Origin of the sequence: Actinomadura sp. KC06 (genome assembly GCF_004348735.1) — a bacterium.
In the GTDB taxonomy this organism is placed as follows: Bacteria; Actinomycetota; Actinomycetes; order Streptosporangiales; family Streptosporangiaceae; genus Spirillospora.
The window spans coordinates 14,035-25,896 of the sequence record NZ_SMKT01000018.1 but is presented as its reverse complement, the minus strand read 5'-3'; the positions used below and the strand labels follow the sequence as shown (position 1 = coordinate 25,896).

The following is an 11,862-nucleotide window of genomic DNA, read 5'->3' as shown; positions in this document are numbered from 1 at the left end:
AGGGCTCAGCTTAATGAGGAGCGGGCGTCCGCTCGCGGTGGGCGGCGATGATCGCCTTGAGTCCGTCGTCCAGCGGGGTCGGCGCCATCCCGAACGTGGACTGGAACGCCGAGGAGTCCAGCACGTACGGCTTGTCGAACTGGTACCGCGTCTCGCGCAGCTCCTTCATCATCGGCGAGAACAGCCCGATCGCGTTGAAGACAGGCCGCGGCAGTTCGGAGACGCGCGGGGCCGGGGCGCCCGCGATCTCGCACAGCCGCTCGGCGACGTCGAGCGTGGACACGGCCGGGGCGGTCGGGACGTGCCAGGGCCGTCCCCACGCGCGCTCGTCCGTCCCGGCGATGGCGAGGGCCTCGGCGACGTCCGGCGTGTACGTCCAGGCGTGCGGGACGGACGGGTCGCTCATGAACGACACCCGCTTGCCCGCCAGCAGCGGCTTCACGAACCGGACCTCGCCGATGTACGCCTGGTCGGTGCTCCCCGGGCCGTAGTAGTCGGCCCCGCGCAGCTCGGTCATCCGGATGCGGCCCGCCTGGTGCGCGGCCAGCGCGTCCTGCCACATCTTGACCCGCACCCGGCCCTTGGCGCCGGTCGCGGCGAGCGGCAGGTCCTCGGTCATCGGACCGTCCACCGGCCCGTAGATGTAGAGGTTGCTCAGCGTCACCAGGACCGCTCCGGTGGCCTCGGCGGTGCCCAGGAAGGACGACGCCATCGGCGGCCAGTCCTGCGTCCAGCGGTGGTAGCGCGGGTTGACGCAGTTGTAGAGCGCGTCGGCGCCCGCGGCGATCCCGGTCAGCCGGGCCTGGTCGGTCACGTCGGCGGCGATCCGCTCGACGCCGTCCGGCCCCGAGCCGGACCGGGTCACGACGACGACGTCGTGCCCGCGCTCGACGAGCCGTCCGGCCAGGTGGGCGCCGACCTGGCCAGCTCCGACGATCACGTGCTTGCCCATGATGCTCTCCTAGTGTTCGGTGCTCCGTTACGAGAGCAATGCTCTCCTGTGCGAGCGGCGATGTCAAGAGCAGTGCTCTGGTTTTGGGGCGACGCTCTGCTAGCATCGGGCCATGAGCGCGGTTCGCACGGCACGGGAACGGGTTCGGGCGGAGCTGATCCGGGAGATCACGGAGACGGCCCGGCGGCATCTGGCCACCGAGGGGGCGGGCGGGCTGTCGCTGCGCGCGGTCGCCCGCGAGCTGGGCATGGTGTCCTCGGCGATCTACCGGTACGTCCCGAGCCGCGACGACCTGCTCACCGCGCTGATCATCGACGGGTACAACGCGATCGGCGAGGCGGCCGAGCGCGCCGACGCCCGGCACGCCGAGGGCGGCGCGGACGACTTCGCCGGACGATGGCTCGCCGTGTGCAGGGCCATCCGGGAATGGGCGCTCGCGCATCCGCACGAGTACGCCCTGCTGTACGGGTCGCCCGTCCCCGGCTACGAGGCGCCGGACGACACCGTCACCGCCGCCGTCCGCGACACGGTCGTGTTCGCCCGGATCGTCACCGAGGCGCACGCCGCGGGGGCCATCGATCTGGACGTGCCGGACGTGCCGCGCCCGCCCCAGACTCCCTCGTTCGTGGAGGGCCTGGAGCGCGTGCGCGCCATCGTCCACATGGACGCCCCCGACGACGTGATCGCCCGCGCCCTCACGGCGTGGGCCGGTCTATATGGAACTGTCAGCTTTGAGGTGTTCGGCCAATACGCCAACGTGATCGACGAAACGGCACGCGCCGGCTACTTCGACCACACCATGACGCTCCTCGCGCGCCTCATCGGCCTGAAACCCTGACGCGTGCCGGGCGGCGCCCGGCGGCATTCGGGTGTCCACAATGTGGTCAGTGACGGATGTGACTGATGGTAAAAACCGGAGTGACCGACGACTTCGCAGGTCATCGCACTATGCCCGGAGACGGGACGGCACGCGTTCACCGAATCCATTGACGTGACCTTGCCGCCCCCGCAAGCATGGATCGCTCGGTGATGCGGGGACCCCGTCGGACGGGGTCTGCGGGAGGGCGGGAAGCAGGGCGCGATGAAGTCCAACCAGGCGACCATCTCCGGCGGTGGGGCGGCGGGGCTCGGCGGCACGGGGCTCGGCACGTCCGGCGGGCAGCGGCTCCCCTCCTCCCCGCGCGAACGCAAACCGGCCCTGGCGGCGCTCGCGCTGCTGCTCATCCTCGGCGGCGCCCTCGCCAGCGCGTACCTCGTGATGGCGAGCGGCGAGCGGGTGTCGGCGATCCGGATCGCCCAGCCGGTCGCGGCCGGGCAGGCGATCCCGGCGAGCGCGCTCGAAGAGGTCCAGGTCGGCGACACCGGGATCCAGTACCTCGACTGGACGGAGCGGGCGAAGGTGACCCGCCACATCGCGGCCGTCCCGCTGGTCAAGGGCGCGCTGCTGACCAACTCCATGATCAGCCCGGCGGACGCCCCGTCGAGCGGGCGCCTGATCGTCGGGCTCGCGCTGAAACCGGGCCAGTTCCCGTCCGGCGGCGGCGACACCGGCGTCAGCGTCGGCCGGCACGTCATGCTCTACGCGGTCGGCGGCGCGACGAACGGCGGGCCGCGTCCCGGAACGGTCCTGTCCCAGGACGCGATCGTCGTCGGCATGAGCGGCGACGACGGCGGGAGCGGCGGCCTCGGCGGCGCCCGGCTCCGCTCCGAGCAGACCAACGTGGACGTCGCCGTCCCGCCCGCGGACGCGGCGCTGGTCACGCAGGCGGCCTCCGCCGGGACGATCGCGGTCGCGCTGATCCCCGCCGGGGCGAACGCCGCCCCGCCGCCCGCCGCGCCCGCGCCCGGCAAGCCCGGCGACCAGCAGACCCCCGGACCCGGCGCCACCCAGAACCCCGGCACCACCCAGAACCCCGGCGGGACGCAGAGCCCCGGCGGGACCGTGCCCGTTCCCTCGGGAGGCGGCGGCGCACCGGATCCAGGCACGGGCGGTAACTGACGGTGGCACTCATCGCGCTCGCTGCCGACAAGGGGGCGCCGGGCGTCACGACGGCCGCCGTCGCCCTCGGCGCCGTGTGGCCGCGTCCGGTGCTGGTCGCGGAGTGCGACCAGGCGGGCGGCGACCTCGTGTACCGGCTCCCGGCGCAGGACGGCGAAGGCGCGGAGGGCATGCTGAACCCGTCCCGCGGGCTGCTCAGCCTCGCCGCCACCGCGCGCCGCGGCCTGCGGCCCGACCAGATCGCCGAGCACTGCCAGCGGCTCGTCGGCGGCCTCGACGTGCTCGTCGGGATCACCAACGCCGAGCAGGCGCAGGCGATGACCTGGCTGTGGGGCCCGCTCGGGCGCGCGTTCGCCGGGCTCGCGCCCGTCGACGTGATCGCCGACTGCGGGCGGCTCGGCGCGGACACGCCGCTGCTCGGCCTGCTGCGCGAGGCCGACCTCGTCGTGCTGCTCACCCGCGCCACCCTGGAGCAGGTCGCCCACCTGCGCGAACGCGTCGCGGCGCTGACGGCGGAGCTGCGCGGCGGCCCGCCCGTCGGCGTGCTCGTCCTCGCCGACCCGCGCGACTTCCGCGGCTCGATCGCCGAGGTCGACCGCATCCTCGCGGGCGCCAGGCACCGCGGCCCCGCCCCCGACCCGGCGCAGGGCCCGCCGCCGGCGGACGTGACCGTCCTCGGCGGCCTGGCCCTCGACCCGAAGGGCGCCGAGCTGCTCTCCGGCCGCTGGGGCGGTCGCCTGGACCGTTCGCTGCTGATCCGCTCCGCCCGCGAGGTCGCCGGCGACCTCGTCGGACGCATCCCGTCCGGACGGCCGCTCGCGCTGCCACCGCCGTCCGCGCAGAACCCGCCGTCCGCGCAGAACGAATCGCCGCCGGCATCACCGCCTGCTTCCGCGCCGCCGCCCGCGCACGCGCCGGCGCCTGCGGAAGGGAGGCGGTAGATGGACCACGGGCTCGTCAAGCGCCTCCGGCAGGAGGTCGGCGACCGGCTGGCGCAGCAGCGCAGGCTGGACGCCGCGAACGGGCTGCCGCCGATGTCCGGGGAGGACGAGCGGCAGTTCGCCCGCGCGCTCATCGGCCAGGTGCTGGAGGAGTTCGCGCGCGGCGAGATCACCTCCGGGCGGCGCCCGCCGAACGCCGAAGAGGAGGAGGCGCTCGCGGCCGGGGTGCACGCGGCGCTGTTCGGCGTCGGCCGGCTCCAGCCCCTCCTCGAGGACCCCGAGATCGAGAACATCGACGTCAACGGCTGCGACCGCGTGTTCATCGGCTACGCCGACGGGCGCGAGGTGATGGGCGAGCCGGTCGCCGAGAGCGACGAGGAGCTGGTCGAGCTGATCCAGATCCTCGCCGCCTACAGCGGGCTGTCGTCGCGCCCGTTCGACACCGCCAACCCCCAGCTCGACCTGCGGCTCCCGGACGGCTCCCGGCTCTCCGCGATCATGGACGTGACCGTCCGCCCGGCGCTGTCCATCCGGCGCGCCCGCCTCGGCAAGGTGTTCCTCGCCGACCTGGTCGGCAACGGCACGTTCTCGCAGGAGATCGGGCTGTTCTTCCGCGCCGCCGTGCTCGCCCGCAAGAACATCATGATCGCGGGCGCGACCAACGCGGGGAAGACGACGCTGCTGCGCGCCGTCGCGAACGAGATCCCGGCGAGCGAGCGGCTCATCACCGTCGAACGGGCGCTGGAGCTCGGCCTGGACGCCTTCCCCGAGCTGCACCCGAACTGCGTCGCGTTCGAGCAGCGGCTGCCGAACTCCGAGGGGCAGGGCGCGATCACGATGGCGGAGCTGGTCCGCCGGTCGCTGCGGATGAACCCGTCCCGCGTGATCGTCGGCGAGGTGCTCGGCGACGAGATCGTCACGATGCTGAACGCGATGTCGCAGGGCAACGACGGGTCGCTGTCGACCATCCACGCGAACTCCTCGGTCGAGGTCTTCAACCGCATCGCCACGTATGCGATCCAGTCGGACGAGCGCCTGCCCGTCGAAGCGACCCACATGCTGATCGCGGGCGCGATCGACTTCGTCGTGTTCATCGAGAAGCGCAACGACTACGCCTCCGGCGGGCGGCTGCGCCGCTACGTGTCCAGCGTCCGGGAGGTCACCGGCGTGGACGGGCGGGTCCTGTCGTCGGAGGTGTTCGCGCTCGGGGCGGGCGGGTACGCCGTCCCGTCCGCGCCGATCTCGTGCATCGCCGAGCTCGCCGATCACGGCTACGACCCGTCCGCCGGAGGCTGGTGATGTACACGCCGGACGTGCTCCTCGCCATCGTCGCGGGCGCGGTGGCGGGCGGCGGGCTGATCCTGCTGGTCGCGGCGCTGCGCGGGCTGCCGGCGCGGTCCGGACCCGCCCGCGGGCGCAGCCGCGAGGACCTCGTCAGGACGTTCACGACCCGCACCGCCACCGCCGTCATCGTCGGCATGGCCGTGCTGGTCGTGACGCGCTGGCCGATCGCCGCCGCCGGGACCGGCGCGCTCGTCCTCGCCTGGAGCGGCCTCGCGGGCGGCGCCGCCGAGGAGCGCAGGTCCATGATGCGCCTGGAGGGCCTCGCCGCCTGGACGGAGTCGCTCCGCGACACCATCGCCGGGGCCGTCGGCCTCGAACAGGCCATCCCCGCCTCGCAGCGCGCCGCCGCGCCCGCGCTGCAGCAGCCGCTCCGCAACCTCGTCGACCGGCTGCACACCCGCGTCCCGATGCCGGACGCGCTGCGCCGGTTCGCCGACGACCTGGACGACCCGTCCGCCGACCTGGTGATCGCCGCGCTGATCCTGAACTCCAAGCTCCGCGGCCCCGGCCTGCGCGACATGCTCAGCGCGCTGGCGAACTCGGCCCGCGCCGAGCTGGACATGCGGCGCCGCGTGGAGGCCGACCGGCGGTCCACCCGGCGCAGCGTCCGGATCGTCGTGGCCGTCTCGGTCGGGACGGCCCTCGCCCTCGCCGTGTTCAACCACTCCTACGTCGAGCCGTACGACGACTTCGTGGGGCAGCTCGTCCTGTGCGTCGTCGTCGCGCTGTACGGCGCCGCGTTCCTGTGGCTGCGGCGGCTGTCGAAGTACGAGCTGCCGGGACGGTTCCTCAGCGAGCCGCGCAAGGCCGTCCAGCCGGGCGTGCCGGGCGAGGTGCCGAGCACCGTCGCGGGCTGGCAAGGCGACGGCGCCGGCCCGCAAGAGCTTCCCCTGCGCGGCCGCCACACTCCGTCTAAAGCAGGGGACGCGGGCGGCGGTGGTGCCCCGTGAACGGCCTGAACGCCGCGATGATCGCGGGCGCGGTCGTCGGGCTCGGCCTGTACGTCCTCGTCCGGGCGCTGTTCCCGCAGCGTCCCGGCCTCGCCGCCCGGATGGCCGCGCTCGACGCCACCCGCCGCCGCCGCGACCTGGAGGAGCAGCAGGCCGGACGGCTCTCCCCGACGCTGGAGAAGGTGGGCGGCATCCGCGCCAGGCTCGGGCGTGAGCTGGCCAGGGTCTGCGAGGCGCGCGGCTGGCGGCTGCGCTCCGTCCGCGCCGACCTCGCCATCACCGAGCGGTCCCTGGAGGGGTTCCTCGCGACGAAGTTCCTGCTGCCCGCCGCCGCGCTGCTGTTCGTCCCGCTGATCGTCGCGTACTTCACGCTGCTCGGGCTCGGCTCGTCGGTCGCCGTCCCGGTCTGGATCTGCGTGCTGTTCGCCGCGATCTTCTTCTTCTTTCCCGACCTGCAACTCCGGCAGGAGGCGCAGGCCCGCAGGCAGGACTTCCGGCACGTCGTCGGCGCGTTCCTCGACCTCGTCTCGATGAACCTGGCGGGCGGACGCGGCGTCCCCGAGGCGCTGATGACCGCGTCGAACGTCGGGGAGGGCTGGGCGATGCACCGCATCCGCGACGCCCTGGCCAACGCCCGCATCACCGGGCAGACGCCGTGGCAGTCGCTCGGCCGGCTCGGCGAGGAGCTCGACATCTCCGAGCTGCGCGACCTCGCCGGGGCGCTCGCGCTCGTCGCCGACGACGGCGCGCAGATCCGCAAGTCCCTCTCCGCCCGCGCCGCGTCGATGCGCAGCCGCGAGCTGTCCGAGCTGGAGGGCAAGGCAGGCGAGCGCTCCCAGTCGATGCTGGTCGCGCAGCTGTTCCTGTGCGCCGGATTCCTGATCTTCCTGGCCTACCCGGCCCTGATCCGGGTGCTCGCCTCATGACGCCCGCCGCCGAGAATGCCGACACCGCCGAGACGGCCCACTGGAGGTGCCCCGATGAGTCAGCACAACCCGTTCAACGATCCGTTCGTCGCCTATCTGCGCGCCATGGCGAGCGCACGGCTCGCCCGGCTCCGCTCCGAGGAGGAGCGCAGCAAGGGCGCGTCCGCCATCGAGTGGGCGATCATCACCGCGATCCTGGCGCTGCTCGCCATCACGATCGGCGCCGTCATCACCAAGAAGGTCACGGACAAGGCCAACACCATCAACACCGGCTGACGCTCCGCTCGGACGCCGGGGTGTCGTCGATGGAGTGGGCGCTGCTCACTCCCGTCCTCATCCTGTTGATGCTCATCGTGGTGCAGTTCGCGATGGTGTTCCACGCCCGCCATGTCGCGCTCGCGGCGGCGCAGTCGGGCGCCCGCGTCGCGCGGACCTCGCCGGTCGGCGGCGGTTGGGAGGGCGCCGCGGCCGCGAAGGCCGCGGGCGACGCGCGCGCCATCGGCCCCGAGTTGCTGGACGGCCTCGACGTCCGGACGGGCGAGGCCGGGGACGAACGCTGGGTCGAGGTCAGCGGGACCGCGGTGTCCGTCATCCCGTTCATGAAGTTCCACGTCTCGCAGCGCTCCCAGGGACCGATCGAATGCTTCCGCCCGGACGTCGGCGACGGCACCGCCTGCGAGCGGGGTGCCGGGCCATGAGGGCGGTCGAACTCCCGGACCGCGGGTCCATGTCCCTGGAGATGGTGCTGGTGACGCCCATCTTCGTCGCGTTCTTGCTGTTCCTCGCCGCCGCCGGCCGGATGGTGGACGCGCAGAGCCAGGTGGACGGCGCCGCCCGGGACGCGGTGCGCGCGGCGTCCATCGCCCGCAGCGCCCCGTCCGCGCAGGCGTTCGCCGCCGACACCGCCGCCGCGGGGCTCAGGGGCAGCAGATGGTGCGCCGGCGGGCCGAGCGTGGTGACCGACGTGTCCGACTGGCGGCCCGGCGGCCGTGTCGGCGTGACGATCACCTGCGACGTCGACCTCGGCGACCTGTCGTTCATCGGGCTGCCAGGCACCAAGCGGCTCCAGGGCGAGGCGATCGCCCCCATCGACACGTTCACGTTCCGGGGCACGGACACCGGGGACGGCGAATGAGACGGCTCATCGCGCGCTTCAGCCGGCCCGCCGGGCGGGACCAGGGGACGATCGCGCTGTACACGGTCCTGTTCACGCCCATCGTCCTCCTGCTGGCCGGGCTGCTGGTGGACGGCGGCCTCGCCATCCACGCGCGCCAGCGCGCCGCGGACATGGCCGAGCAGGCCGCCCGCGCGGGCGCCAACCAGATCGACACCGACGAGCTCCGGCGGACGGGCGAGCCCGTCCTCGATCCCGGCCGGGCCCGCGCCGCCGCGTGCGACCTGCTCGCCGCCTACCGCGACCAGGTGACCGCCTCCCAGTGCGACGCCGACGAGGAGGAGGTGGCCGTGACCGTCCAGATCACCGTCCGGCCGCAGCTGCTCGGGATCATCCCCGGCTTCGGCGAGTTCCAGATGACGTCGGGCGCGACCGCGCATCCCGTCACGGGAGGCCCGGACCCCGGAGGAATCGACCCGTGAGCCGCGGCCGAAACAGTCCTACGATGAGTGCGACGTCCAAGCGCACGGCAGGCGGCGACCGGCGAACGGCAGGGGCGCGATGGTGACAGGACATGGGCGACGGGCACCGGTCCGGGTCCGGCGGCGCAGCGCGGGCGATGTTCTGGCGGGGATCTGCGCGCTCGCCGCGCTGACGGTGCTGATGGCGGGCGTCCCGGCCGCGCTGCTGATCCTGTTCGGGTCGCCGCTGCCGGACGACATGCCCACCGCGTCCGACCTGACGAACCGGGTGGGTCCCGGCGCGCTCATCGGCATCCTGGTCGCGCTGGTGTGGCTCGCGTGGATCCAGCTCGCCGCGTGCGTGATCGTCGAGGTGTACGCGGGTGTCCGCGGCGTCGGCGTCCCGGCGCGGGTGCCGCTGGCGGGCGGGACGCAGTCGCTGGTGCACCGCCTCGTCGTCGCCGCGCTGCTGCTGTTCTCCGCGACGTCGGTGATCGTGCCCGCGTTCTCGGGCGGCGGCGGCCTGTCGCAGCGCCCCCCGGCGCAGACGCAGGCGCAGGAGTTCCAGCCGCCCCCGGCCCCGCCGCAGAGCACGAACCTCACCGACCGGGCCGAGACGTCCGTCTCCGAGAACCTGATCGACGAGTCGGCCACCACGAAGATCTACCGGGTGCAGCCGCCGGAGGGACGCCACCACGAGAGCCTCTGGGAGATCGCCGAGAAGTGCCTGGGCGAGGGCCGCCGGTACAAGGAGATCTTCGCGCTCAACAAGAACCACATCCAGCCGGACGGGACGCGGCTCACCATCGCCAGCCTGATCCGTCCGGGCTGGATCCTGGAGATGCCCGCGGACGCCAAGGGCGCCAAGGTCATCCCCGCCAAGGACCTCAAGGACTATTACCGGTACGGCCACGCCGTCCCCGACAAGCCCGAGAAGCCGGAGCGGCCCGCCCAGCCGGAGAAGCCCGAGCAGAAGCCGGAGCAGCCGGAGCAGCCGCGCGAGTCGGCGCCGACCACTCCGGCGCCCGACCCGAAACCGCAGCAGCCCGCCCCACCGGCGACCGCGAAGCCGCCGACCTCCCAACCTCCGGCGACCCAACCTCCGGCGTCGCAGCCGCCAGCCTCAAAGCCACCCGCCTCCCAGCCCCCGGCGTCGCAACCGCCAGCTTCGCAGCCGCCTGCCTCGCGGCCTCCGGCGTCGCAGCCGTCAGGCCCGTCCGGGGAGATGGACGGGACGGCCGGCAGCGGCGGCGCGTCGGTGCCCGGTCAGGGGTCCGGTCAGGAAGAGGAGTCCGGCGGACGGTTCGACGTCGGCTGGCCGCACGGGCTCGCGGCGTCGGCGCTGCTCGCCGCCGGGCTGCTCGCCGTGCTCGGACGGCGCCGCCGCGCCCAGATGTGGAACCGCGCGTCCGGGCACATGATCGTCCGGCCGGAGGGCGGGGCGGCGGACGCGGAGCGGGCGCTGCGGCTCGGCGCCGACGACGACGCGACCCGGCTCCTGGATCTCGGGCTGCGGCATCTGTCGAAGTCGATGGCGGCGGGCGGCCGGGCGCTGCCGACCGTGTACGGCGTGCACATCGGCGGCTCCCAGAGCCTCGACCTGTGGATCGCGCCGGCCGACCGGAACCCGCCCGCACCGTGGCAGGCGTTCGACGACGGCCAGGTGTGGCGGCTGCACGGCGACACGCTCGCCGGGCTCGAGGCGTCCGACCTCGGCGATGTCCTCGCCCCGTACCCCGGCCTGGTCTCCATCGGCACGAACGACAGCGGCCGCATTCTCGTCGACCTGGAGGCCGCGCACGGGCTGATCGCGCTGCGCGGGCCCGAGGACGTCCGCCGGGCGGCGCTGTCCGCGATCGCGATCGAGCTGGCCACCAACCGCTGGTCCGACCACATGCGGATCACGCTCGTCGGGTTCGACGGCGAGCTCGGCGAGGGGCTGGCGGAGATCGCGCCGGACCGGGTCCGGTCCGTTCCCACGCTCGCGGACGCGCTGCCCGAGCTGGAGGGACGCAGCGAGGAGGTCCGGCAGGCGCTCGCCGCGTCCGGGGTCGACTCGGTGCTCACCGGACGCTGCCGCGGCGTGTTCGGCGAGGCGTGGATGCCGCACTACCTGATCATGGCGGACCGGCCGTCGGAGCGGGACGCGGACCGGCTCGTCGCGCTCGCCCGCACCGGCACCCGGATGGCCGCCGGGTACCTCGTCCCCGGCGACGTGCAGGGCGCCACCTGGACGTGGGACGTCGACGCCGCCGGACGCCTCCAGGCGGGCGTGCTCGGCTTCGACGTCGACGCGCAGCTCGTCCCGGACGACGCCTACCGCCGCGTGTTCCAGCTGTTCCGGGCCGCGAACCGGCTCGACTCCGTCGAGCTGCCCGGCCTGGCCGGCGGCGCGGAGCCGCCGACCGCGCAGCAGTCGTCGGTCGAGATCCGGCTGCTCGGCCCGATCGAGGTCGAGGCGCCGGGCCCGATGGACGAGAGCCGCCGCGAACTCTGCACCGAGCTGCTCGTCTACCTGGCCGCGCATCCGGAGGGCGTCCACCCGACGGTGCTGTCCGGGGCGATCTGGCCGCGCGGGGTGAGCGCGGCCGTCCGCGACGCGTCCGTGGCGCGGGTGTCGGACTGGCTCGGCCGGGACGCGCGCGGCCGCCCGAACCTGTACTACGACGACCGCGGCCGGATCAGGCTCGGCTCGGAGGTGCGCGTCGACCTGGCCGTGTTCCGCTGGCTGGTGTGGCGGTCGGCGGCGGAGCCCGCGTCCGAGACCGCCTACATGGCGTACGCGCTGGACCTCGTCCGCGGCCCGCTCCTCGCCGGGCGGCCGCGCGGCCGGTACGCGTGGCTCGCCGACCACGACCTGGAGTACGAGTCGTCCGCGCGGGTCATCGACGTCGCGCACCGGCTCGTCGTGCTCCGGCTGGACGAGGGCGACGCGCGCGGCGCGGTCGGCGCGGCGCGCGCCGGGCTGCGGCTCGCGCCCGAGGACGAGGGCCTGTGGCGCGACCTGCTCCGCGCGACCCACGCCACCGGCGACGTCGCGCAGGTGCAGGTCGTCGTGGACGAGCTGCGCGGCCGCATCGCCCGCGACCCGGTCTACGACCGGCTCCAGCCCCAGACGGAGGCGCTCATGGAGGAACTCCTCCCCGACTGGCACGGCGTCGGCTCCCGCTGACCC

The 11,862-nt window shown here is 74.1% G+C and carries 12 protein-coding genes; 11 read left to right on the top strand and 1 reads right to left on the bottom strand.

All coding sequences use genetic code 11. The features are described 5' to 3' along the window. Positions 1 to 10: 10 nt before the first annotated feature. On the bottom strand, positions 11 to 952 hold the full coding sequence (locus E1287_RS08880) for an NAD-dependent epimerase/dehydratase family protein (protein ID WP_131964372.1): 942 nt from the start codon (positions 950 to 952) through the stop codon (positions 11 to 13). A 112-nt stretch (positions 953 to 1,064) separates the two neighbouring features. Between E1287_RS08880 and E1287_RS08875 the strand changes: the two genes are divergently transcribed. From E1287_RS08875 to E1287_RS08825, 11 genes are all read left to right on the top strand, one after another. Continuing rightward, entirely contained in the window at positions 1,065 to 1,790 is a 726-nt protein-coding gene (locus E1287_RS08875) for a TetR/AcrR family transcriptional regulator (protein ID WP_131964371.1), read from the top strand. A 243-nt stretch (positions 1,791 to 2,033) separates the two neighbouring features. Continuing rightward, the gene (locus E1287_RS08870; protein WP_131964370.1) at positions 2,034 to 2,951 is read left to right on the top strand and encodes a hypothetical protein; all 918 of its coding nucleotides are present in this window, start codon (positions 2,034 to 2,036) and stop codon (positions 2,949 to 2,951) included. A gap of 2 nt (positions 2,952 to 2,953) precedes the next feature. After that, positions 2,954 to 3,892 carry a hypothetical protein gene (locus tag E1287_RS08865; RefSeq protein ID WP_243718759.1) on the top strand — a complete coding sequence of 313 codons (939 nt, stop codon included), beginning with the start codon at positions 2,954 to 2,956 and terminating at the stop codon, positions 3,890 to 3,892. Further along, complete coding sequence (locus E1287_RS08860) at positions 3,893 to 5,191, top strand: ATPase, T2SS/T4P/T4SS family (protein ID WP_131964369.1); 1,299 nt, start codon at positions 3,893 to 3,895, stop codon at positions 5,189 to 5,191. Continuing rightward, the gene (locus E1287_RS08855) at positions 5,191 to 6,186 is read left to right on the top strand and encodes a type II secretion system F family protein (protein ID WP_131964368.1); all 996 of its coding nucleotides are present in this window, start codon (positions 5,191 to 5,193) and stop codon (positions 6,184 to 6,186) included. Before E1287_RS08860 ends, E1287_RS08855 begins: the two co-directional genes overlap by 1 nt. Further along, on the top strand, positions 6,183 to 7,112 hold the full coding sequence (locus E1287_RS08850; protein WP_243718755.1) for a type II secretion system F family protein: 930 nt from the start codon (positions 6,183 to 6,185) through the stop codon (positions 7,110 to 7,112). The genes E1287_RS08855 and E1287_RS08850 overlap by 4 nt, the downstream gene beginning before the upstream one ends. Positions 7,113 to 7,166: 54 nt before the next feature. Then, positions 7,167 to 7,388, top strand: a complete 222-nt coding sequence (locus tag E1287_RS08845; RefSeq protein ID WP_131964367.1) for a hypothetical protein — start codon at positions 7,167 to 7,169, stop codon at positions 7,386 to 7,388. A 29-nt stretch (positions 7,389 to 7,417) separates the two neighbouring features. Next, positions 7,418 to 7,810: a TadE family protein gene (locus tag E1287_RS08840; RefSeq protein WP_131964366.1), complete on the top strand. Its 393-nt coding sequence runs from the start codon at positions 7,418 to 7,420 to the stop codon at positions 7,808 to 7,810. Continuing rightward, complete coding sequence (locus E1287_RS08835) at positions 7,807 to 8,247, top strand: TadE family protein (RefSeq protein ID WP_243718753.1); 441 nt, start codon at positions 7,807 to 7,809, stop codon at positions 8,245 to 8,247. Before E1287_RS08840 ends, E1287_RS08835 begins: the two co-directional genes overlap by 4 nt. Beyond that, positions 8,244 to 8,708, top strand: coding sequence for a pilus assembly protein TadG-related protein (locus E1287_RS08830; protein ID WP_131964365.1), 465 nt, complete (start codon positions 8,244 to 8,246; stop codon positions 8,706 to 8,708). Before E1287_RS08835 ends, E1287_RS08830 begins: the two co-directional genes overlap by 4 nt. 79 nt (positions 8,709 to 8,787) lie before the next feature. Beyond that, a complete protein-coding gene (locus E1287_RS08825) occupies positions 8,788 to 11,859 on the top strand; it encodes a BTAD domain-containing putative transcriptional regulator (protein ID WP_131964364.1) in 3,072 nt (1,023 codons plus the stop codon). Positions 11,860 to 11,862: the final 3 nt, after the last annotated feature.

Coding starts and splice junctions, on each gene's coding strand:
- E1287_RS08880 (WP_131964372.1), bottom strand. CDS start 952: ATGGGCAAGCACGTGATCGTCGGAGCTGGCCAGGTCGGCGCCCACCTG.
- E1287_RS08875 (WP_131964371.1), top strand. CDS start 1,065: ATGAGCGCGGTTCGCACGGCACGGGAACGGGTTCGGGCGGAGCTGATC.
- E1287_RS08870 (WP_131964370.1), top strand. CDS start 2,034: ATGAAGTCCAACCAGGCGACCATCTCCGGCGGTGGGGCGGCGGGGCTC.
- E1287_RS08860 (WP_131964369.1), top strand. CDS start 3,893: ATGGACCACGGGCTCGTCAAGCGCCTCCGGCAGGAGGTCGGCGACCGG.
- E1287_RS08855 (WP_131964368.1), top strand. CDS start 5,191: ATGTACACGCCGGACGTGCTCCTCGCCATCGTCGCGGGCGCGGTGGCG.
- E1287_RS08845 (WP_131964367.1), top strand. CDS start 7,167: ATGAGTCAGCACAACCCGTTCAACGATCCGTTCGTCGCCTATCTGCGC.
- E1287_RS08840 (WP_131964366.1), top strand. CDS start 7,418: ATGGAGTGGGCGCTGCTCACTCCCGTCCTCATCCTGTTGATGCTCATC.
- E1287_RS08835 (WP_243718753.1), top strand. CDS start 7,807: ATGAGGGCGGTCGAACTCCCGGACCGCGGGTCCATGTCCCTGGAGATG.
- E1287_RS08830 (WP_131964365.1), top strand. CDS start 8,244: ATGAGACGGCTCATCGCGCGCTTCAGCCGGCCCGCCGGGCGGGACCAG.
- E1287_RS08825 (WP_131964364.1), top strand. CDS start 8,788: ATGGTGACAGGACATGGGCGACGGGCACCGGTCCGGGTCCGGCGGCGC.